Genomic DNA, 21616 nt, shown 5'->3' on the forward strand with positions numbered 1-21616 from the left:
GGGGGCGCGGCCCGCGCGCACCCGCCGGGTCCTTAGACTTCCGGACATGTCACACGAGTCCGTCGTCCAGGTCCGCGGCCTGGTCAAGCGGTACGGAAGCAAGACCGCCGTCGACGGCCTCGACCTCGACGTCCGCGCGGGCACCGTCACCGCCGTCCTCGGCCCCAACGGGGCCGGCAAGACCACCACCGTCGAGACCTGCGAGGGATACCGCAGGCCCGACGGCGGCACCGTCCGCGTCCTGGGCCTCGACCCGGTCGCCGACGCCGCCGCCCTGCGCCCCAGGATCGGCGTGATGCTCCAGTCCGGCGGCGTCTACTCCGGCGCCCGCGCCGACGAGATGCTCCGCCACATGGCGAAGCTCCACGCCCGGCCGCTGGACGTCGACGCCCTGATCGAGCGCCTCGGCCTCGGCTCCTGCGGCCGCACGACCTACCGGCGGCTCTCCGGCGGCCAGCAGCAGCGCCTGTCGCTCGCCATGGCCGTCGTCGGCCGCCCCGAGCTGGTCTTCCTCGACGAACCCACCGCCGGGCTCGACCCGCAGGCCCGCCGCTCCACCTGGGAGCTGGTCCGCGAGCTGCGCGCCGACGGCGTGACCGTGGTCCTCACCACCCACTTCATGCAGGAGGCCGAGGAGCTCGCCGACGACGTCGCCATCGTCGACGCCGGGCGGGTCGCCGCCCAGGGCAGCCCCGAGGAGCTGTGCCGCGGCGGCGCCGAGAACACCCTGCGCTTCTCCGGCCGCCCCGGCCTCGACCTCGGCTCCCTGCTCAAGGCGCTCCCGGACGGCACGGCCGCCGCGGAACCGCTGCCCGGCACGTACCGGATCACCGGCGCCGTCGATCCCCAGCTGCTCGCCACCGTCACCACCTGGTGCGCACAGCACGGCGTCATGCCCGACCGCATCTCGGTCGAGCGCCACACCCTCGAAGACGTCTTCCTGGAGCTGACCGGCAAGGAGCTGAGGTCGTGAGCACCGGTACCTACGCGCCGAAGCCGGGGGCCGCCCCCGTCGGGCGGATGATCGCCGCGCAGACCGCCCTGGAGACCAGGATGCTGCTGCGCAACGGCGAGCAGCTGCTCCTCACGGTGATCATCCCGTCCCTCCTCCTGGTGCTGTTCTCCACCGTCGACATCGTCACCGTGCCCGTGGCGACGACGGGCGGCGGCGGCGAGGCCGTCGACTTCCTCGCCCCCGGTGTCCTCGCGCTCGCCGTGATGTCCACCGCCTTCACCGGCCAGGCCATCGCGACCGGCTTCGAGCGGCGGTACGGGGTGCTCAAGCGGCTCGGCGCCTCACCGCTCCCCCGCTGGGCGCTCATGACCGCCAAGACGCTCTCCGTCCTGGTCACCGAGGTCCTCCAGGTCGCGCTCCTGACGGCGATCGCCCTGGCCCTCGGCTGGTCCCCGCACGGCGACCCGCTGTCCGTCCTGCTGCTCCTGGTCCTCGGCACGGCCGCCTTCTCCGGTCTCGGCCTGCTGATGGCCGGCACCCTGAAGGCCGAGGCCACGCTGGCCGCCGCGAACCTGGTCTTCCTGCTGCTCCTGGTGGGCGGCGGGGTCGTCGTCCCGCTGGAGAAGTTCGGCGCGGCCGGCGACGTGCTCGCGCTGCTCCCGATCTCCGCGCTCTCGGACGGGCTGCGCGACGTCCTCCAGAACGGGGCGTCGATGCCGTGGGGCGACGCGCTGATCCTGGCCGTCTGGGCGGTCCTGGGCCTCGGGGCGGCGGCGAGGTTCTTCCGCTGGGAGTAACCGTAAGGTTCCGTTCCGCCATATACGCCCCCCTCGTGAAAGCGCGCACAAGCGCCGCCCTACGATAGGGCCCGTGCAGACCCCCCTCGCCTACATCGCCCAGCGCTGGACCCCGTCCCCCCGGACGCTCCGGCGCGCCGCGCTCGCCGCCGTCGTGATGAGCGTGCTCATCATCGTCACGGGCGGCGCGGTCCGGCTGACCGGTTCCGGTCTCGGCTGCGACACCTGGCCGAAGTGCACGGACGACAGCCTCATCGTCACGCCCGAGCAGGGCTACCGGGGCGCGATCGAGTTCGGCAACCGGATGCTGACGTACGTCCTGTCGGCGGCGGTCGGCTGGGCGATCGTCGCCACCCGGTCCACCAAGCCGTGGCGGCGCGGGCTCACCCGACTCGGCTGGGCCCAGTTCTGGATCGTGATGAGCAACGCCGTCATCGGCGGCATCACGGTGTGGATGGGCCTCAACCCGTGGACGGTGGCCGGCCACTTCCTCGCCGCGAACTCCCTGCTCACGGTCGCCGTCATCACCTGGCACCGCACCGGCGAGGGCGACGCCGCCCCCCGGCCGCGCGTGCCGCGCCCGGTCCGGAAGCTGTCCTGGGCGATCACGGTCGTCTCCGCGCTGCTGATCGTGCTCGGCACGACGGTGACCGGCGCCGGCAAGCACGCCGGCGACAGCAGCGACGTCCCGCGCATGCCGTGGGACTGGACGAACGCCGCCCACGTCCACGCGATCGCCGCCTGGGTCGTCTGCGCCCTCGCCCTCGCCATGTGGCTGGTCCTGCGCGTGGTGGACGCCCCCGACGACACCAGGGCCCGCGCACGCGACCTGCTGATCGTGCTGGCGGCGCAGGGCTGCGTGGGCTATGTCCAGTACTTCACGGGCGTGCCGGAGCTCCTCGTCGGGGCCCACATGCTCGGTTCCTCGCTGATGTGGATCGCCGTCCTGCGGCTCGCCCTGAGCCTGCGCGAGCGCCCGCTCGTCGGCCCCGACATCCCGGCCCAGGCGGACCCGGAGCTGGCGACCACGGCCTGAGGCCCTCGGATCCCGGATCCACGTCCGGGGTCCTGGATCCGGGATCCGGGATCCGGGATCCGGGATCCCGGATCCAGGGTCCCCATGGGTCTACCGGCTCCCCGCAAGCCGGTAGACCCGTTTCGCGTTGTCCGCCGCGATCATCGCGGCCACCCGCCGCGCGTCCGTACGGGACCAGGCGCCCTCCGTGACCCACTCGCCGAGCACCCGGCCGAGGGCGGACCGGAAGGTGCTCGCGGCGACCACGTGCAGTTCGGGCAGCCCCTGGGCACCGCTGGAGAACAGCAGCTTGCCGAACGGCGCCCGCTCCAGGACCTCGGCGAGGACGGCCGCCGCCCGGGCGCCCGTGTGGGCGAGCACGGGGCCGAGGTCGGCGTACACGTGCGGGTGAAGTCCGGTCAGGTGCGCGGCCGCGCGGTGGTGCGGGTAGCGGTGCAGCAGCACCAGGTCGGTGCCGAGCCCCGCGGTGGCGGCGGCGAAGCCCCTCAGGGAAGCCGGATCCTCCGTGTGCAGCTGGAGGGGGCGCCCGGCCGTGACCGCGATCCAGAGCAGATGGCGCAGCAGGACGGGGTCGGTGACCGGGTCGCCGGCCGCGCGGCCGGCCAGCCAGCGCCCGGCGGCCCCGCGCACCTCCGCGGGGCCCGGGGGCTCGGGCAGGACCGCGAGCCCGTCCCGTGCCCCCGAGGCCGAGCTGAACGCGACCGCGTCCCCGGCGGCCCCGTGGACGGCCTCGGCGAGGGCGGCGAGGAAGGCCTCGACGGTGTCCGAGGCGTCGGCGACCCGCTCGGCGAGGGGTTCGAGGCGGACGACCTCGTGGGCCTCTGCGGCGCCCGCGGCGCCGAGCTCGGCGGGGGGCGTGAGGTCGCCGGCAAGCCCGGTGTCGACCAGGTAGGCGGAGATCCCGGAGGCGCGCAGGAGCCGGCGGCCGGCCTCGGCGGCGCCGAGTTCCCGGCGGCGGGCGAGGTAGCGGGCGGGCGGGCAGTGCGGTTCCAGGCCGAGGAGCGGCGGGCACCAGCGGCGCACGGCGAAGCCGGTCTGGGTGTCGAAGAAGGTGGTGCCCGCGGCGGGCAGCACGGAGCCGCCCAGGTGGGCGCCGAGGCGGGCCTCGAAGGTGCCGAGGCCGAGCTCCGTACGGAGCACCCCGTGGCAGTACTGGTCCACCAGGTGCGGCGTGTCGATCATCTCGGGGGGGCTCCCTGTGCGGACGTGTCTCCACACGTCCTAACGGGTGAGCCCCGCGCGAGGTTGCCGCCTCAGCTGTTGGAGGGTCCGCCGACCTGGATTCCGGCCATCCGGGTCCACTCGTACGGGCCCGTGGCGACCTTGGCGGCGAACTCGCCGTCGAACTCCTCGTGAAGGGTCAGGCCGGCCTTCTCGGCGGCCTGCCGCGCGGTCTCGTACGTGCGCGCGACGAGGTCTCCCCAGCCGCCGTCGGCGCCGACCAGGACGATCCGGGTGCCCGCCTGGCCGATGTGCGCGAGGTGCCCCTCGCAGCCGCCGTGCGCCTTGGAGAAGGCCTGGATCTCCTTGGCGAGCCTGGCCGCCCTGCGCTCTTCCTGCTTCGTTTCTGCCATGACACGGATGCTACCGAGGGGTAGATCGACTGGCGACGGCCGGGCCGTGTGGGCTGTCCCACGTGACCCGGCCGTCGACCGGTGCTTCTCGGACGAGCGCCGCGCGCTAGCGCAGGAAGGGGTCCACCGCGACCGCCACGAAGAGCAGCGAGACGTAGGTGATGGACCAGTGGAAGAGGCGCATCTCCTTGAGCTTGGCGCCGGTCACCTCCGCCTTGGCGCGGTTGAGGAGCGCGTGCGCCTCCCAGAGCCACCAGCCGCCGGTGAGCAGCGCCACCGCGGTGTAGAACCAGCCCGTGTAGCCCAGCGGGGTGAGCAGCAGGGAGACGGCGACCATGACCCAGCTGTAGAGCACGATCTGCTTGGCGACGACCTTGTTGGAGGCGAGGACCGGCAGCATCGGCACGCCCGCGCGTGCGTAGTCGTCCTTCACCTTCATCGACAGCGGCCAGTAGTGCGGCGGCGTCCAGAAGAAGATGACGAGGAAGAGGATGACCGCGGCCCACGACATCGAGTTGGTCACGGCCGACCAGCCGATGAGCACCGGCAGGCAGCCGGCGATGCCGCCCCAGACGATGTTCTGCGCGGTGCGCCGCTTCAGGATCATCGTGTAGACCACGACGTAGAAGAGGAGCGCGCCGAGCGAGAGCGCGGCGGACAGCCAGTTGACCAGCAGGCCGAACCAGAGCGTGGAGACCACGGCGAGCGTGAGCCCGAAGACCAGGCCCTCGCGCGGGGTGAGCACGCCGGTGACGAGCGGACGCTGGGACGTGCGGTCCATCAGGGCGTCGATGTCCCGGTCGATGTACATGTTCAGCGCGTTGGCGCCGCCCGCCGAGAGGTAGCCGCCGAAGCAGGTGGCGAGCACCAGCCAGAGGTTCGGCACACCCTGTTCGGCGAGGAACATCACCGGAACGGTCGTGATGAGCAGCAGTTCGATGATTCGCGGCTTGGTCAGCGCCACGAATGCCTTGACGCGGGCCCCGAACGGCCTATGGCCCCCCGGGCTGGGAGTCAAGACGACCCCTGCGGGTCGGGACTCGACGGCCGTCACGCACACCCCTGACAGAGAAATTCCCAGCAAGCCACCCGGGTGAGGACTGGGGTGGAGCTTGCGCGTACCACGCCACTGTAGACGTTGCCCAGACGCCGGTCTTCGCGGGGGTGGGGTCGTGTTGGCGGGGTACGTCCCAAGGGGTGGACACGGTTCGGGGACGGCTTCGGGCCCGCCTCGGGAGGCGAACTCGTACGGCCACCTGCACTCTGGCTGTGTCCTTTCATTTCTCCGCTCATTTGAGGGGCATGGACACGAAAAGAGAGGCGTTTCACGGGGGTAGGCTCGACAACGCCGGTACACCCTCAGTCACCGGCTCACGACATGTGGAGAGGAGCCCTGACCCAGGGTGAGCACTAAGCCGACCACCACAGACCTCGAGTGGACCGAATTGGACCAGCGGGCCGTCGACACCGCCCGCCTTCTGGCCGCGGACGCCGTACAGAAGGTCGGCAACGGCCATCCCGGTACGGCGATGAGCCTTGCGCCCGCCGCGTACACCCTCTTCCAGAAGGTGATGCGGCACGACCCGGCCGACCCCGAGTGGGTCGGACGCGACCGGTTCGTCCTCTCCGCCGGCCATTCGTCCCTGACCCTCTACACCCAGCTCTACCTGGGTGGTTTCGGTCTCGAACTGGACGACCTGAAGGCCTTCCGCACCTGGGGCTCGAAGACCCCGGGCCACCCGGAGTACGGCCACACCGCCGGCGTCGAGACGACCACGGGCCCGCTGGGCCAGGGCGTCGCCAACGCCGTGGGCATGGCGATGGCCGCCCGCTACGAGCGCGGCCTGTTCGACCCGGAGGCCGCCGACGGCACCTCGCCGTTCGACCACCGGATCTACGTGATCGCCGGTGACGGCTGCCTGCAGGAGGGCATCTCCGCGGAGGCGTCCTCGCTCGCCGGCCACCAGAAGCTCGGCAACCTGATCATGCTGTGGGACGACAACCACATCTCGATCGAGGGCGACACCGAGACCGCCGTGTCCGAGGACACGATGAAGCGGTACGAGGCGTACGGCTGGCACGTCCAGCGCGTCGAGCCCAAGGCCGACGGCGACCTGGACCCGGTGGCGCTGTACGCGGCGATCAAGGCCGCCGAGGCCGAGACCGAGCGCCCGTCGTTCATCGCGATGCGCTCGATCATCGCCTGGCCCGCGCCGAACGCGCAGAACACCGAGGCCGCGCACGGCTCGGCGCTCGGCGACGAGGAGATCGCGGCCACCAAGCGCGTCCTGGGCTTCGACCCGGAGCGGACCTTCGAGGTCTCCGACGAGGTCATCGCGCACACCCGCGCGCTCGGCGACCGCGGCCGTGAGGCCCGTGCCGAGTGGGACAAGCAGCTCTCCGAGTGGCGCACGGCCAACCCGGAGCGCGCCGCCGAGTTCGACCGCATCCAGGCGAACGAGCTGCCGGCCGGCTGGGCCGAGAAGCTCCCGGTCTTCGAGACGGGCAAGGGTGTCGCCACCCGTGCCGCCTCGGGCCAGGTCCTCAAGGCGCTCGGCGCGGTCGTCCCGGAGCTGTGGGGCGGCTCGGCCGACCTCGCCGGCTCGAACAACACGACGATCGACAAGGACTCGTCGTTCCTGCCGGAGGGCAACCCGCTGCCGGAGGCCGACAAGTACGGCCGCACGATCCACTTCGGCATCCGCGAGCACTCCATGGCCGCGGAGATGAACGGCATCGCGCTGCACGGCAACACGCGCGTCTACGGCGGCACCTTCCTGGTGTTCTCCGACTACATGCGCAACGCGGTGCGCCTGTCCGCGCTGATGCACCTGCCGGTGACGTACGTCTGGACCCACGACTCGATCGGTCTGGGCGAGGACGGCCCGACGCACCAGCCGGTGGAGCACCTCGCCTCGCTGCGCGCGATCCCGGGCCTGAACGTGGTCCGTCCGGCCGACGCCAACGAGACGGCGCTCGCCTGGCGCGAGATCATGCAGCGGCACACCAAGGTCTTCGGCAAGGGCGCCCCGCACGGTCTGGCGCTCACCCGCCAGGGCGTGCCGACGTACGCCCCGAACGAGGACACCGTCAAGGGCGGCTACGTGCTGTTCGAGGCGGAGGGCGGCACGCCCGAGGTCGTGCTGATCGGCACGGGCTCCGAGGTGCACCTGGCCGTCGAGGCCCGGGAGCAGCTCCAGGCCGCCGGCGTCCCGACCCGGGTGGTCTCGATGCCGTCCGTGGAGTGGTTCGAGGAGCAGGACCAGGCGTACAAGGACTCGGTCCTGCCGCCGTCGGTCAAGGCCCGTGTCGCGGTCGAGGCCGGCATCGGCCTCACCTGGCACAAGTACGTCGGTGACGCCGGCCGGATCGTCTCCCTGGAGCACTTCGGTGCCTCGGCGGACGCGAAGGTCCTCTTCCGCGAGTTCGGGTTCACGCCGGAGGCGATCGTCGCCGCCGCCCGGGAATCCCTGGCCGCCGCCGCGCGCTGACGTCCATACGTACGACTTAATTGGAGATGCAACTCCCATGACAGACGCTCTCAAGCGCCTCTCCGACGAAGGCGTCGCGATCTGGCTGGACGACCTCTCGCGCCAGCGGATCACGTCCGGCAACCTGGCCGAGCTGATCGACCAGAGCCACGTGGTCGGGGTCACCACGAACCCGTCCATCTTCCAGAAGGCCATCTCGGAGGGGCACGGCTACGACCAGCAGCTCGCCGACCTGGCCGCCCGCAAGGTGACCGTCGACGAGGCCATCCGCATGATCACGACGGCGGACGTCCGTGACGCCGCCGACATCCTGCGGCCGGTCTTCGACGCGACCGACGGCCAGGACGGCCGGGTCTCCATCGAGGTCGACCCCCGTCTCGCCCACGACACGGCCGCCACCATCGCCGAGGCCAAGCAGCTGGCCTGGCTGGTGGACCGTCCCAACACCCTGATCAAGATCCCGGCCACCGAGGCGGGTCTGCCGGCGATCACCGAGGTCATCGGCCTCGGCATCAGCGTCAACGTCACGCTGATCTTCTCGCTGGAGCGCTACCGCGCGGTCATGGACGCCTACCTGGCGGGTCTGGAGAAGGCCCGCGAGCGCGGCCTCGACCTCTCCAAGATCCACTCGGTGGCCTCCTTCTTCGTCTCCCGCGTGGACACGGAGATCGACAAGCGCCTGACCGCCCTCGGCACCGACGAGGCCGAGGCGCTCAAGGGCAAGGCCGCCCTGGCCAACGCCCGGCTGGCCTACGAGGCGTACGAGGAGGTCTTCTCCTCCGACCGCTGGGCCGCCCTCGACAAGGCGCAGGCCAACAAGCAGCGCCCGCTGTGGGCCTCGACCGGCGTCAAGGACCCGGCGTACAAGGACACCCTGTACGTCGTGGACCTGGTCGCCCCCGGCACCGTGAACACCATGCCGGAGGCCACCCTGGAGGCCACCGCCGACCACGGCGAGGTCACCGGCGACACCGTCCGCGGCACCTACGAGCAGTCGCGCGCCGAGCTGGAGGCCGTCGAGAGGCTGGGCATCAGCTACGACGACGTCGTCCAGCTCCTGGAGGACGAGGGCGTCGACAAGTTCGAGGCCGCCTGGAACGACCTGCTCAAGTCCACCGAGGCGGAGCTCCAGCGCCTCGCACCTTCGGAGGCGTAAGCACTTTGAGCGCAGTCCACGGAGCCAACCCGCTCCGTGACGCCGCAGACCGACGGCTCCCGCGCATCGCGGGGCCGTCGGGCCTGGTGATCTTCGGCGTCACGGGCGATTTGTCCCGTAAGAAGCTGATGCCTGCCGTCTACGACCTGGCCAATCGCGGCCTGCTGCCGCCGGGCTTCTCGCTCATCGGCTTCGCCCGCCGCGAGTGGGCGGACGAGGACTTCGCGGAGGAGGTCTACGAAGCCGTCAAGCAGCACGCGCGCACCCCCTTCCGCGAGGAGGTGTGGCAGCAGCTGATCCAGGGCATGCGGTTCGTCCAGGGCGACTTCGACGACGACACGGCCTTCGAGCAGCTCAAGTCGACGATCGAGGAGCTCGACAAGGCGCAGGGCACGGGCGGCAACTTCGCCTTCTACCTGTCCGTGCCGCCGAAGTTCTTCCCGCTCGTCGTCCAGCAGCTCAAGAAGCACGGCCTGGCCGACCAGAAGGACGGTTCCTGGCGCCGCGCGGTCATCGAGAAGCCCTTCGGCCACGACCTGGTCTCCGCCAAGGAGCTCAACGAGGTCGTCCACGAGGTCTTCCCGCCCGAGGCGGTCTTCCGGATCGACCACTACCTCGGCAAGGAGACCGTCCAGAACATCCTGGCGCTCCGCTTCGCCAACACGCTCTTCGAGCCGATCTGGAACCGGTCGTACGTCGACCACGTGCAGATCACCATGGCCGAGGACATCGGCATCGGCGGCCGCGCCGGCTACTACGACGGCATCGGCGCCGCCCGTGACGTCATCCAGAACCACCTGCTCCAGCTGCTCGCGCTGACCGCGATGGAGGAGCCCGCCTCCTTCGACGCCGACGCGCTGGCCGCCGAGAAGACCAAGGTCCTCGGCGCGGTGAAGCTGCCCAAGGACCTGGGCAAGTCCACGGTCCGCGGCCAGTACGCGGCCGGGTGGCAGGGCGGCGCGAAGGCCGTCGGCTACCTCCAGGAAGACGGCATCGACCCCCAGTCGAAGACCGACACCTACGCGGCCATCAAGCTGGAGATCGACAACCGCCGCTGGGCGGGCGTCCCGTTCTACCTGCGGACCGGCAAGCGCCTGGGCCGCCGCGTCACCGAGATCGCGGTCGTCTTCCAGCGCGCCCCGCACTCCCCCTTCGACCACACCGCGACCGAGGAACTCGGCCGCAACGCCATCGTGATCCGGGTCCAGCCGGACGAGGGCGTGACGGTGCGGTTCGGCTCCAAGGTGCCCGGCACCCAGATGGAGATCCGGGACGTGTCGATGGACTTCGCGTACGGCGAGTCCTTCACCGAGTCCAGCCCCGAGGCGTACGAGCGGCTCATCCTCGACGTCCTGCTCGGCGACTCCAACCTCTTCCCGCGGGTCGAGGAGGTCGAGCTGTCCTGGAAGATCCTCGACCCGATCGAGCAGTTCTGGGACACGCACGGCAAGCCCGCGCAGTACCAGTCCGGGACCTGGGGTCCGGTCGAGGCGGACGAGATGCTCGCACGAGACGGCAGGAGCTGGCGCCGGCCATGAAGACCGACCTGACGGACACCACGTCCTCCAAGATCAACAAGGCGCTGGTGCTCGGGCGGCGGGCGATCGGCACGCCGGCCGTCGGCATGGTGCTCACCCTCGTGATCGTCACCGACGAGGAGAACGCCTACGACGCGCTCAAGGCGGCCAACGAGGCGTCCCGCGAGCACCCCTCGCGGACCCTCGTCGTCATCAAGCGGGTCTCGCGCTCCCCGCGGGACCGCGCGCAGGCGCGGCTCGACGCCGAGGTCCGCCTCGGCGCCGACGCCAGCACCGGCGAGACGGTGGTGCTCCGGCTGTACGGCGAGGTCGTCGACCACGCCCAGTCGGTGGTGCTGCCGCTGCTCCTCCCGGACGCCCCCGTCGTCGTCTGGTGGCCGGTGAACGCGCCGTCCGACCCGGCGAACGACCCGCTGGGCGCGCTCGCCCAGCGCCGGGTGACCGACACATACGCCGCCGAGCAGCCCATCCAGGAGCTGACCGCGCGCGCGGACGCGTACACCCCGGGCGACACGGACCTCTCGTGGACCCGGATCACGCCGTGGCGCTCGATGCTGGCCGCCGCGCTCGACCAGGTCGTGTGCGAGGTCACCTCGGCCGAGGTGGAGGGCGAGGAGTTCAACCCGAGCGTCGAACTGCTCGCGATGTGGCTCGCGGACCGGCTGAAGGTGCCGGTGCGGCGCTCGAAGTCGGCCGGCCCCGGTCTCACCTCCGTACGGATGGAGACCGACGCCGGCCCGATCGTGCTCGACCGGCCGGACGGCTCGCTCGCCACGCTCTCCATAGAGGGACAGCCGGACCGGGCGGTGGCGCTCAAGCGCCGCGAGACGGCCGAGCTGATCGCGGAGGAGCTGCGCCGGCTCGACCCGGACGACACCTACGCGACGGCGCTCCGGTTCGGTGTGGAGCGGCTCGACGAGGAGGCGGCGACCGTCGCCCCCGAGACCGTGGTGGACACGGTCGTCGAGACGGTCGTGGAGCCCGCCGCGGAGACCGCCGGAGAAGCGGCTCCCGCTGCTCCCGCGGCCAAGCCCGCCTCGAAGAAGGCCCCGGCCCGGAAGGCGGCGGCCAAGTGAGCACCCCCCAGCTGGTCGTCCACCGCGACAAGGAGCTGATGGCCGAGGCCGCCGCGGCCCGGCTGATCACGAAGATCGTGGACGCCCAGACCGCCCGCGGCTCCGCCTCGGTCGTGCTCACCGGCGGCCGCAACGGCAACGGCCTGCTCGCGGCGCTCGGTTCGGCGCCCGCGCGGGACGCGGTCGACTGGTCGCGGCTCGACCTGTGGTGGGGCGACGAGCGCTACCTGCCCGAGGGCGATCCCGAGCGGAACGTCACCCAGGCCCGGGCCGCGCTGCTCGACCGGGTGCCCCTCGACCCGGCCCGGGTGCACGCCATGCCGGCCTCGGACGGTCCGTACGGTCGCGACGTCGACGCCGCCGCGGCGGCGTACGCGGAGGAGCTGGCCGCCGCCGCCGGTCCCGGCGACCACGGCGGGGTGCCGACCTTCGACGTGCTGATGCTGGGCGTCGGCCCGGACACGCACGTGGCCTCGCTCTTCCCGGAGCTGCCGGCGGTCCGCGAGACCGAGCGGACGGTGGTCGGGGTGCACGGCGCGCCGAAGCCGCCGCCGGTCCGGATCTCGCTGACCCTCCCGGCCATCCGGGCGGCGCACGAGGTCTGGCTGCTCGCGGCCGGGGAGGACAAGGCGAAGGCCGCGGCGATCGCGCTGTCGGGCGCGGGCGAGGTGCAGGCCCCGGCGGCCGGGGCCTACGGGCGCTCGCGCACGCTGTGGCTGCTCGACGCGGCGGCCGCGTCGGAGCTGCCGCGGAGCCTGTATCCGCCGGCCTCGGCCTGACCGGTTCCGGCCCGGCTCCCCCGTGCGGAGGCCCGGTTCACCCCTCGGTGGGCCGGGCCTCCGGCGTTTCCAGGAACGGCGCGAGGAGCCCCGGTACGGCCTCGGCGGCGAAGACGAGGCCCTGGCCCTCGCCCGCGTCGCGCACCGCGTAGGCGCCCGCTCCGGCCGCCGTGGTGGCGGTGAGCGTCAGGAGCCCGGCCCGGCGCTGGAAGTACGACTGCCTGACGGTCCAGCCGATGACGCCGGAGCGCTGCAGGGCGACCGTCGTCCGCCGGACGGTGCCCGAACGGGCCACCAGGAAGCCGCCGCTGACGCCGTGTCCGAGGGCGCGGTACGCGTCGAGGGCGAGCAGCACGGCGACCGGTCCGAGGACGAGGGCACAGCCGGCCGCCACGTACAGCAGGACCGGCGTGAGGAGCGGGCCGAGGACGGCGAGGACCGCGACGGGGACGAGGACGCCCCACGCGGCCCACCGCAGCCGCCGGACGCGGGCGGCCCGGGGATGGGCGGCGAGGGGTGCCGCGGTCGGCGGCTCCGGCTCCCGCAGCACCAGGGCGACGACCTCCTCGGCCCGCTCCCTGGGGGCGGCGGGCAGCAGGTTCTTCAGGTCGCCGTGCTTGTCCTCGTCGTGCTCGGCGAGGCCGGTGGCGACGGCGTCGACGCGGGCGGCGCCGAACAGCCGCACGCCGAGCGGCTCGACGAGCTCGATCCCGCGCAGCCGGCGCTCCTCCAGCGTGACCGACCGGGCGGTGAACAGGCCCCGGCGGACGCGGAGGGTGCCACCGGGCTCGCGCTCCAGGCGGTAGTTCCACCACATCTCGACCCACAGTCCGAGGGCGCCGACGGCCCCGGCGACGGTGGCGAGCAGGACCAGGTCGACGACCGTCCAGGTCAGGGAGGTGTCCCGGAAGCGGTCCCCCACCCAGTCGACGACCTCCGCCTGGGCGCCGAACCAGTCGCTGACCTGGAGGACGGCGCCGGCCGCGGCGGCGCCGAGGGCGGGGGCGAGGAAGGAGACGGGGGCGTAGCGGATCCAGTGCGGGTCGAGGGAGGCCAGGACGCCGTCGCGGTCCGGCTCCCCGGCGACGGCGGCGCGGCCGAGGAGCTCCCGGCGGAGCCGCTCGCCCTCGGCGCGGGCGACCAGGTCGAACTCGAGGGTGGACTCGCCACCGGGGGTGTTCTCGCCGGTGCCGATGCGGACCTTGACGACGCCGAGGACGCGCTGGAGGGGGTTGGCGGTGAGGTCGACGCTGCGGACCCGCTCCCGGGCCAGGGAGCGGCGCTTGAGCAGCAGGAGCCCGGTGTGGAGGTCGACCCTCTCGGGACCGACCCGGTAGCGGGTGCGGCGCAGCCGGACCCAGTCGCCGACCGTGCCGAGCAGGACGAGCAGGACGACGCCCGAGAGGACCCAGGCGAAGGCCCGCCCCAGGGACCCGCCGCCCGAGAGGCCGGCCACGGCCGGGAGCGCCGCGCCACCGGCGACCCCGCAGAGGACGACGGCGTCGGCCAACAGGGTGCGCGGGTCGAGCCTCCGCCACTCCTCGCTCATGTGGCGTCCCCGGGGGTGGCCCGGGTGAGCGCGGTGAGGCGTTCGGCGAGCTCGGCGGCGTGCTCGTGGTCGAGTCCCCCGATGCGGATCGCCCCCTTGGAGGAGGCGGTGGTGACGGTGACGGTGGCGAGCCCGAACGCCTGCTCCAGCGGGCCGCGCACGGTGTCGACCGTCTGGATCCGGGACATCGGGGCGATCCGCCACTCCTGCCGGAGGGCGCCGGTGCGCGTGTAGACGGCCTCGTCGGTGACTTCCCAGCGGTGCACCCGGAACCACCAGGCGGGGAGGAACGCGGTGCAGACCAGGCCCAGGGCCGCCACGGCCCCGGCCGCGAGCAGCAGCCAGGTCCGGGCGGGTCCGAGGAACGCCCCGAGGACGGCGAGCACCACCACCGGCACGGCGGTGGCCGCCAGGAGCCGGCTGCGCCACCAGGCGACGGCCCGCTCGTCGACGGCGTTCCTGGGCGGCCGCAGCCGCACCGCGTCCTCCCCCGTCATCCGGTTACCGTCCGCGCAGCGAGCGGTAGAGCGAGACGAGTCCGGCGGTGGAGCTGTCGAGCCGGTCGGCTCCCCCGCCCTCCGTCAGGACCGGCTCGATCTTCTTGGCGAGGACCTTGCCGAGCTCGACGCCCCACTGGTCGAAGGAGTCGATGTTCCAGATGGCGCCCTGGACGAAGACCTTGTGCTCGTAGAGGGCGATCAGCTGGCCGAGGACGGACGGGGTGAGCGCGTCGGCGAGGATCGTGGTGGTCGGGTGGTTGCCCCGGAAGGTCTTGTGCGGGACGAGCTCCTCGGCGACGCCCTCGGCCCGTACCTCCTCGGGCGTCTTGCCGAAGGCGAGCGCCTGGGTCTGGGCGAAGAAGTTGGCCATGAGCAGGTCGTGCTGGGCGACGAGACCGGGCAGCAGGTCCTCGACGGGGCGGGCGAAGCCGATGAAGTCGGCGGGGATGACCTTGGTGCCCTGGTGGATCAACTGGTAGTAGGCGTGCTGGCCGTTGGTCCCGGGGGTGCCCCAGACGACGGGCCCGGTCTGCCAGTCGACCCGGTTGCCCTCGCGGTCCACCGACTTGCCGTTGGACTCCATGTCGAGCTGCTGGAGGTAGGCGGTGAACTTGGACAGGTAGTGGGAGTACGGCAGGACGGCGTGCGACTGGGCGTCGAAGAAGGCGCCGTACCAGACGCCGAGGAGGCCGAGCAGCAGCGGCGCGTTCTCCTCGGGCGGCGCGGTGCGGAAGTGCTCGTCGACGAGGTGGAAGCCGTCGAGCATCTCGCGGAAGCGCTCCGGGCCGATGGCGATCATCAGGGAGAGGCCGATGGCGGAGTCGTAGGAGTAGCGGCCACCGACCCAGTCCCAGAACTCGAACATGTTCGCGGTGTCGATGCCGAACTCCTCGACCTTCTCGGCGTTGGTCGAGAGGGCCACGAAGTGCTTGGCGACGGCCTCCTGGCCGGCGCGCAGCTCGGTGAGGAGCCAGTTCCGCGCGGAGGTGGCGTTGGTGATCGTCTCGATGGTGGTGAAGGTCTTCGAGGCGACGATGAACAGCGTCTCGGCGGGGTCGAGGTCGCGGACGGCCTCGTGGAGGTCGGCGCCGTCGACGTTGGAGACGAAACGGAACGTCAGGTCCCGCCGGGTGTAGGAGCGCAGGACCTCGTAGGCCATGGCGGGGCCGAGGTCGGAGCCGCCGATGCCGATGTTGACGATGTTCTTGACGGGCCGTCCGGTGTGGCCGGTCCACTCGCCCGCGCGGACCCTGTCGGCGAAGGCGGCCATCTTGTCGAGGACGGCGTGGACGCCGGGGACGACGTTCTCCCCGTCGACCTCGATGACGGCCCCGCGGGGGGCGCGCAGCGCGGTGTGGAGCACCGCCCGGTCCTCGGTGGTGTTGATCTTCTCGCCGCGGAACATGGCGTCGCGGAGCTCGGCGACGCCGGTGACGGCGGCCAGTTCCCTCAGCAGGGACAGCGTCTCGCCGGTGACGAGGTGCTTGGAGTAGTCCAGGTGGAGGTCGCCGACGCGCAGGGTGTAGTCGGTGCCCCGCGCCGGGTCGGCGGCGAACAGTTCGCGCAGATGGGTGTCGCCCAGCTGCTCACGGTGCTTGCCGAGGGCCGCCCACTCGGGCAGCCGGTTGAGCCTGTTGCGGCCTTCGCTTGTCATCTCGGACATCGCCCACTTCTTCTCGTACTGCTTGTCTGCCCCGCTGCACCCCCAACCTAATTGATCAGGGGGCCCAGCGACGCGACGGCGAGCGCGAACAGCGCCGCCGCGAGGAGGGCCGGTGTGTGCGGTCCGAGGCCGGCGGCCGCGGCGCCGCCGAGGAGCGCGCCGAGCGGCGCGCCCGCGACGGCGAGGGTGCGGAAGGCCGCGGCGATGCGGCCGAGCATCCCCTCGGGGGCGCGCTCCTGCATGAGGGTGGTCTGCTGGACGTTCCACACCGTCCCCATGAGACCGAACACCGCCATGGCCCCGATCGATACCCCGAGGACGGGCACCGCGCCCATCAGGACCAGGCAGCCGGTCTGGACGGTCCCGGCGAGGAACACGGCGCGTATGCGTCCGGTCCGCTCGGCGATCCGCCGGGCCAGGAAGCCGCCGGCGACGGCGCCCAGGGCGTAGGCCGTGATCGTGGCGGCGTACGCCGTGTTCCCCGCGGTCCCCGCCGGGCGGCCGTCGGTCACGTGGACGACGAGGGTGGCGATGAGGGCGCCCATGCCGACGTTGCAGAGGGTGGTCGCGGTGCAGAGCCGGCGCAGGGACCGGTCCGCGCGCAGGGCGGCGAGGCCCTCGGCCATCTCGGCGCGGAGGGTGGATCCGGCCGGGCGGGGCGGCCGCTCGGGCGCGCCGGTCCGCAGGGAGGCGACGAGGAGCGCGGCCAGGACGTACGTGAGCGCGTCGGCCGCGTACGGGACGGCGGGGCCGACGAGGAGCAGGACGGGCACGACGGGCCCGGCGAGGAGACCGCCGGCGAGCTGCTGGCCGGTCATCAGGCGCGCGTTGGCTCCGGACAGGGTCTCGGCGGGGACGAGCGCGGGCAGCAGGGCGGTGGCCGCGTTGTCGAAGAGGGTCTGGAGGGTGGTGAGGGCGAAGGCGAGGGCGAGGAGCAGGGCGACGGAGGCGTGTCCGAGGGCGACGGCGGCGGCGAAGGCGGCGACGAGTCCGGCACGGACGAGGTCGACGGCCCACATGGCCCGCCGCTGGTCGACCCGGTCGGCGACGGCGCCGCCGAGGAGTCCGAAGAGCAGCCAGGGCAGGAAGCCGCAGGCGGTGACGGAGGCGATGAGGAAGGGGTCGTCGGTGAGCGAGGCGGCGAGCAGCGGCAGCGCGGCGGTGCGCAGCGAGTCGCCGAAGCGGGAGACCACCGCGGCCGTCCACAGCCGTCCGAAGCCGCCCCGCCAGGTGGGCGCCGTCCTGCCGTCCACTGCCTCCGTCGCCGCCACGGCGCCCCCTCGGTCCGGTGGTCTTCCCGTCGCACCGACCGTAGGGCACGCCACTGACAACGCCGGGCATACGGCGGGCGTCCGCCCGTGACGCGCGAACGGGCCTTGTCCGCGAACTCGGTTCGCGGACAAGGCCCGTTCGTCACACCGTCACACCACGCTTCAGATCTCGCCGCGCAGCTTGGCCAGCGCCTCGGCGAGGATCGCCTCGCCGTCCGCGTCGCTGCGCCGCTCACGCACATAGGCGAGGTGGGTCTTGTACGGCTCCGTGCGCGGCGGGTCCGGCGGGTTGTCCCGGTCCTGTCCCGCCGGGAAGCCGCAGCGCGGGCAGTCCCAGGTGTCCGGAACCGCTGCGTCACTGGCGAAGCTCGGCTGCGTCTCGTGCCCGTTCGAGCACCAGAAGGAGATGCGGAGGCGCGGTGCCGACTCGCCCCGCTCGGCCTCCCCCATCGGCCCCGCTCCGACCCGGCTTCCCCGGATCGCGTTGCCACTTGCCACGGTCGTAACTCCCTGCGTGATGGTGCTCGAAGATGCCCCAGTCTACGTAAGGCCCAACGCGCGTCCAGTGATTGGAGTTACCCGTCCAACTTCATCAGCAGACCAAGCACCACGATGCAGGCGAACCAGCACAGACCGACCACGACCGTGATCCGGTCCAGGTTCCGCTCGGCGACCGAGGAGCCGCCGACGGAGGACTGCATGCCGCCTCCGAACATGTCGGAGAGGCCGCCGCCCTTCCCCTTGTGCATCAGCACGAGCAGCATCAGCAGCGCGCTGAAGACGATCAGGGCGATCGAGAACCCCATAACCACGGCTGGACCAACTTCCTCGGACTTATACGGACGGGGGCCGGGCACCTGCCCGACCCCCGCAAGGGTACGACGTAACTCCGCTACCGCATACTCACTGGTCGCGGAAGCGCACGATCTTGACGAACTCGTCGGCGTCCAGCGCCGCACCGCCCACCAGGGCGCCGTCGACGTCCGGCTGCGCCATGATCGCGGCGACGTTTCCGGCCTTGACCGAGCCGCCGTACTGGATGCGGACCTTGTCGGCCAGCTCCTGCGAGTACAGCTCCGCGAGACGGCCGCGGATCGCCCCGCAGACCTCCTGGGCGTCCTCGGGGGTGGCGACCTCGCCGGTGCCGATGGCCCACACCGGCTCGTACGCGATCACGATCGTCTCGGCCTGCTCGGCCGGGACGTCCTTCAGACCGCCGTCGATCTGGGCCAGGGTGTGCGCGACCTGGTCGCCCGCCTTGCGGACCTCCAGGCCCTCGCCGACGCAGAGGATCGGGGTCACGCCGTGCTTGAAGGCGGCCTTCACCTTGGCGTTGCAGACCTCGTCGTCCTCGGCGTGGTACTGGCGGCGCTCGGAGTGGCCGACGGCGACGTAGGCGCACTTCAGCTTGGACAGCATCAGGCCCGAGACCTCGCCGGTGTAGGCACCGGAGTCGTGCTCCGAGATGTCCTGGGCACCGTACTTGATCTTGAGCTTGTCCCCGTCGACCAGGGTCTGGACGGACCGCAGGTCGGTGAAGGGGACCAGGACCGCGACCTCACAGGCGTCGTGGTCCTTGTCGGTCAGGGCGAAGGCGAGCTTCTGGACGTGGGCGATGGCCTCGAGGTGGTTGAGGTTCATCTTCCAGTTGCCCGCCATCAGCGGGGTGCGCGTGCTCACGGGTGTTCAGTCCTCCAGTGCGGCGAGGCCGGGAAGCGTCTTGCCCTCGAGGTATTCGAGGGAGGCGCCGCCGCCGGTCGAAATGTGGCCGAATGCCTTCTCGTCGAAGCCCAGGGTGCGGACGGCCGCGGCGGAGTCGCCACCGCCGACCACCGTGAAGGCCGGGGAGTCGACGAGCGCCTGGGCGACGGCCTTGGTGCCCTCGGCGTAGTCGGGGTGCTCGAAGACGCCCATCGGACCGTTCCAGAAGACGGTGGCCGCGTCGGAGAGCTTCGAGGCGTAGAGCTTACGGGTCTCCGGACCGATGTCCAGGCCCTCCTGGTCCGCCGGGATGGCGTCCGCGGCGACCGTGGTCGGGTTGGCCGGAGCCTTGGTCTTCAGGTCCGGGAACTCGGCCGAGACCAGGACGTCGACGGGGAGCACGAACTCCACGCCGCGCTCCTTCGCGCGCTCCAGGTAGCCCTGGACCGCCGGGATCTGGTCCTCCTGGAGCAGCGAGATGCCGACCTCGTGGCCCTGGGCCTTGAGGAAGGTGTACGCCATGCCGCCGCCGATGAGGATGCGGTCGGCCTTCTCCAGGAGGTGGTCGATCACGCCGAGCTTGTCGGAGACCTTGGCGCCGCCGAGCACGACCACGTACGGCCGCCGGACGTCGTCGGTGAGCTTCCTCAGGACGCCGACCTCGGTGGCGATGAGGTGGCCGGCGTAGTGCGGCAGCTTGCCCGGGAGGTCGAAGACCGAGGCGTGCTTGCGGTGCACGGCGCCGAAGCCGTCGCCGACGTACAGGTCGGCGAGGGCGGCCAGCTGGTCCGCGAAGGCGCCGCGCTCGGCGTCGTCCTTCGAGGTCTCGCCGGCGTTGAAGCGGAGGTTCTCGATGACGGCCACCCGGCCGTCGGCGAGGCCCGCGACGGTCTCCCGGGCGGAGTCGCCGACGGTGTCGGTCGCGAAGGCCACCTCGGCGCCGAGCAGTTCGCCGAGGCGCGCGGCGGCCGGGGCGAGCGAGAACGCCGGGTCCGGGGCGCCCTTGGGACGGCCCAGGTGCGAGGCGACCACGACGCGCGCGCCGGCGTCGGCGAGCGCCTTGACCGTGGGGACGACGGCGCGGATGCGGCCGTCGTCGGTGATCTTGGTGCCTTCGAGCGGCACGTTGAGGTCAGCGCGCACGAACACGCGCTTGCCCGCGACGCCGGCTTCGAGAAGCTCGTCGATCGTCTTCATCTGTTAACAGACTCCTTGGTACGCGGTGGAGCACACAAACAGGGCTCGCACAGCGCGGCATTGCGCTGCCCGAGCCCTGCTCACATCGAAAACCTGCCCTGAACCCTAGTGCTTAGAGCCGGCCGCCGACGAAGACGGTGAGGTCGACGAGACGGTTGGAGTAGCCCCACTCGTTGTCGTACCAGCCGAGGATCTTGACCGTGCTGCCCTCCTGGACCATCGTCAGGGAGGCGTCGAAGGTGCAGGACGCCGGGTCGCTGACGATGTCCGAGGAGACGATCGGGTCCTCGGTGTAGAAGAGGATTCCCTTGAGGTCGCCGTCTTCGGCGGCCTTCTTGAACGCGGCGTTGACCTCGTCCTTGGTGACCTCGCGGTCGAGGGTGACGACCAGGTCGGTGGCGGAACCCGTCGGGACCGGGACGCGCATGGCGATGCCGTCGAGCTTGCCCTTGAGCTGCGGGAGGACCAGGGCGGTGGCCTTGGCGGCACCCGTCGTGGTCGGGATGATGTTCTCCGCGGCGGCACGGGCGCGGCGCAGGTCCTTGTGCGGGAAGTCCAGGATGCGCTGGTCGTTGGTGTACGCGTGGACCGTGGTCATCAGGCCCTTGACGATGCCGAAGTTCTCGTCGAGGACCTTGGCCATCGGCGCGACGCAGTTGGTGGTGCAGGACGCGTTGGAGATGACGTCGTGCTGCGCCGGGTCGTACTTGTCCTGGTTGACGCCCATGACGATGGTGATGTCCTCGTCGGTGGCCGGAGCCGAGATGAGGACCTTCTTGGCGCCGCCGGCGAGGTGCTTCGCGGCGTCCGCCCTCTTCGTGAAGATGCCCGTCGACTCGATGACGATGTCGACGCCCAGGTCGCCCCAGGGGATGTCGGCCGGGTCGCGCTCGGACAGCACCTTGATGGTGTGGCCGTCGACGGTGATGGTGTCGGCGGTGTGGGTCACCTCGGCCTTGAGGCGGCCCAGGATGGTGTCGTACTTCAGCAGGTGTGCGGTGGTCGCGGTGTCACCCAGGTCGTTGACTGCCACGACCTCGATGTCGGCACCCTGCTCAAGGAGCGCGCGGAAGTAGTTCCGGCCGATGCGGCCAAAGCCGTTGATGCCTACGCGGATCGTCACGAACCGATCTCCTCGTTAGGTACGCCGGTGTGCTCGACGCCGGCGAGATGTGTGTTCTTGGGATGTCCCCGACCGCTTACGACCCTACCTCTCCCACCGCCGGCGAGTGACATCCTGCACATCCGGATGAGCCCGGAAAGTATGGAAAAACGGCCGACGGCCCGCCCCTACCACCGGGTACGGGCCGCCTTGGGACCTTTGTCCCCGCTA

At 71.8% G+C, this 21616-nt stretch carries 20 protein-coding genes; 8 read left to right on the forward strand and 12 right to left on the reverse strand.

The genetic code is table 11. The features are described from left to right. Positions 1 to 46 precede the first annotated feature (46 nt). The 3 genes from IE180_RS12895 (at position 47) to IE180_RS12905 (ending at position 2788) form a co-directional block, all read left to right on the forward strand. Positions 47 to 973 carry an ABC transporter ATP-binding protein gene (locus IE180_RS12895; RefSeq protein WP_190156993.1) on the forward strand — a complete coding sequence of 309 codons (927 nt, stop codon included), beginning with the start codon at positions 47 to 49 and terminating at the stop codon, positions 971 to 973. Then, positions 970 to 1752 (forward strand): ABC transporter permease, encoded by a 783-nt coding sequence (locus IE180_RS12900; protein ID WP_190156994.1) that lies wholly within the window; start codon positions 970 to 972, stop codon positions 1750 to 1752. The genes IE180_RS12895 and IE180_RS12900 overlap by 4 nt, the downstream gene beginning before the upstream one ends. A 64-nt stretch (positions 1753 to 1816) precedes the next feature. Further along, a complete protein-coding gene (locus IE180_RS12905; protein WP_190157366.1) occupies positions 1817 to 2788 on the forward strand; it encodes a COX15/CtaA family protein in 972 nt (323 codons plus the stop codon). A 90-nt stretch (positions 2789 to 2878) separates the two neighbouring features. On the opposite strand, the gene IE180_RS12910 is transcribed toward IE180_RS12905, so the two are convergent. The 3 genes from IE180_RS12910 to IE180_RS12920 form a co-directional block, all read right to left on the reverse strand. Continuing rightward, positions 2879 to 3970, reverse strand: coding sequence for an amidohydrolase (locus tag IE180_RS12910; protein ID WP_190156995.1), 1092 nt, complete (start codon positions 3968 to 3970; stop codon positions 2879 to 2881). A 71-nt stretch (positions 3971 to 4041) separates the two neighbouring features. Continuing rightward, positions 4042 to 4362 (reverse strand): hypothetical protein, encoded by a 321-nt coding sequence (locus IE180_RS12915; protein ID WP_190156996.1) that lies wholly within the window; start codon positions 4360 to 4362, stop codon positions 4042 to 4044. A gap of 106 nt (positions 4363 to 4468) precedes the next feature. Next, positions 4469 to 5416, reverse strand: coding sequence for a heme o synthase (locus tag IE180_RS12920; protein WP_190156997.1), 948 nt, complete (start codon positions 5414 to 5416; stop codon positions 4469 to 4471). 349 nt (positions 5417 to 5765) lie between these two features. Here IE180_RS12920 and tkt point away from each other — a divergent pair, with 349 nt between their 5' ends. Genes tkt through pgl form a run of 5 tightly spaced genes read left to right on the forward strand, consistent with a single transcriptional unit; the run spans position 5766 to position 12402 of the window. Then, complete coding sequence (gene tkt, locus IE180_RS12925; RefSeq protein WP_190156998.1) at positions 5766 to 7853, forward strand: transketolase; 2088 nt, start codon at positions 5766 to 5768, stop codon at positions 7851 to 7853. Positions 7854 to 7890: 37 nt separating this feature from the next. Beyond that, positions 7891 to 9009, forward strand: a complete 1119-nt coding sequence (gene tal / locus IE180_RS12930; protein WP_190156999.1) for a transaldolase — start codon at positions 7891 to 7893, stop codon at positions 9007 to 9009. A 5-nt stretch (positions 9010 to 9014) separates the two neighbouring features. After that, a complete protein-coding gene (gene zwf / locus IE180_RS12935; protein WP_190157000.1) occupies positions 9015 to 10547 on the forward strand; it encodes a glucose-6-phosphate dehydrogenase in 1533 nt (510 codons plus the stop codon). After that, the gene (opcA, locus tag IE180_RS12940; protein WP_190157001.1) at positions 10544 to 11623 is read left to right on the forward strand and encodes a glucose-6-phosphate dehydrogenase assembly protein OpcA; all 1080 of its coding nucleotides are present in this window, start codon (positions 10544 to 10546) and stop codon (positions 11621 to 11623) included. The genes zwf and opcA overlap by 4 nt, the downstream gene beginning before the upstream one ends. Beyond that, positions 11620 to 12402 carry a 6-phosphogluconolactonase gene (gene pgl, locus IE180_RS12945; RefSeq protein WP_190157002.1) on the forward strand — a complete coding sequence of 261 codons (783 nt, stop codon included), beginning with the start codon at positions 11620 to 11622 and terminating at the stop codon, positions 12400 to 12402. The genes opcA and pgl overlap by 4 nt, the downstream gene beginning before the upstream one ends. A 37-nt stretch (positions 12403 to 12439) precedes the next feature. Here the strand turns inward: pgl and IE180_RS12950 are convergent, their stop codons facing one another. The 9 genes from IE180_RS12950 to gap form a co-directional block, all read right to left on the reverse strand. Continuing rightward, positions 12440 to 13951, reverse strand: a complete 1512-nt coding sequence (locus IE180_RS12950; RefSeq protein WP_190157003.1) for a PH domain-containing protein — start codon at positions 13949 to 13951, stop codon at positions 12440 to 12442. Beyond that, entirely contained in the window at positions 13948 to 14448 is a 501-nt protein-coding gene (locus IE180_RS12955) for a PH domain-containing protein (protein ID WP_190157004.1), read from the reverse strand. The genes IE180_RS12950 and IE180_RS12955 overlap by 4 nt, the downstream gene beginning before the upstream one ends. Before the next feature lie 4 nt (positions 14449 to 14452). Further along, positions 14453 to 16114 (reverse strand): glucose-6-phosphate isomerase, encoded by a 1662-nt coding sequence (gene pgi / locus IE180_RS12960; protein ID WP_373302747.1) that lies wholly within the window; start codon positions 16112 to 16114, stop codon positions 14453 to 14455. Positions 16115 to 16161: 47 nt separating this feature from the next. Further along, complete coding sequence (locus IE180_RS12965) at positions 16162 to 17385, reverse strand: MFS transporter (RefSeq protein WP_190157005.1); 1224 nt, start codon at positions 17383 to 17385, stop codon at positions 16162 to 16164. A gap of 162 nt (positions 17386 to 17547) precedes the next feature. Then, positions 17548 to 17883, reverse strand: a complete 336-nt coding sequence (locus tag IE180_RS12970; RefSeq protein WP_078908267.1) for an RNA polymerase-binding protein RbpA — start codon at positions 17881 to 17883, stop codon at positions 17548 to 17550. A gap of 77 nt (positions 17884 to 17960) precedes the next feature. Next, positions 17961 to 18191 (reverse strand): preprotein translocase subunit SecG, encoded by a 231-nt coding sequence (gene secG / locus IE180_RS12975; protein ID WP_030692491.1) that lies wholly within the window; start codon positions 18189 to 18191, stop codon positions 17961 to 17963. 97 nt (positions 18192 to 18288) lie between these two features. Further along, entirely contained in the window at positions 18289 to 19065 is a 777-nt protein-coding gene (tpiA, locus tag IE180_RS12980; protein WP_190157006.1) for a triose-phosphate isomerase, read from the reverse strand. 6 nt (positions 19066 to 19071) lie between these two features. Continuing rightward, positions 19072 to 20283, reverse strand: a complete 1212-nt coding sequence (locus IE180_RS12985) for a phosphoglycerate kinase (RefSeq protein WP_190157007.1) — start codon at positions 20281 to 20283, stop codon at positions 19072 to 19074. 112 nt (positions 20284 to 20395) lie between these two features. Next, positions 20396 to 21406, reverse strand: coding sequence for a type I glyceraldehyde-3-phosphate dehydrogenase (gene gap / locus IE180_RS12990; RefSeq protein ID WP_190157008.1), 1011 nt, complete (start codon positions 21404 to 21406; stop codon positions 20396 to 20398). Positions 21407 to 21616 lie beyond the last annotated feature (210 nt).

Source organism: Streptomyces litmocidini (genome assembly GCF_014649755.1).
In the GTDB taxonomy this organism is placed as follows: Bacteria; Actinomycetota; Actinomycetes; order Streptomycetales; family Streptomycetaceae; genus Streptomyces; species Streptomyces litmocidini.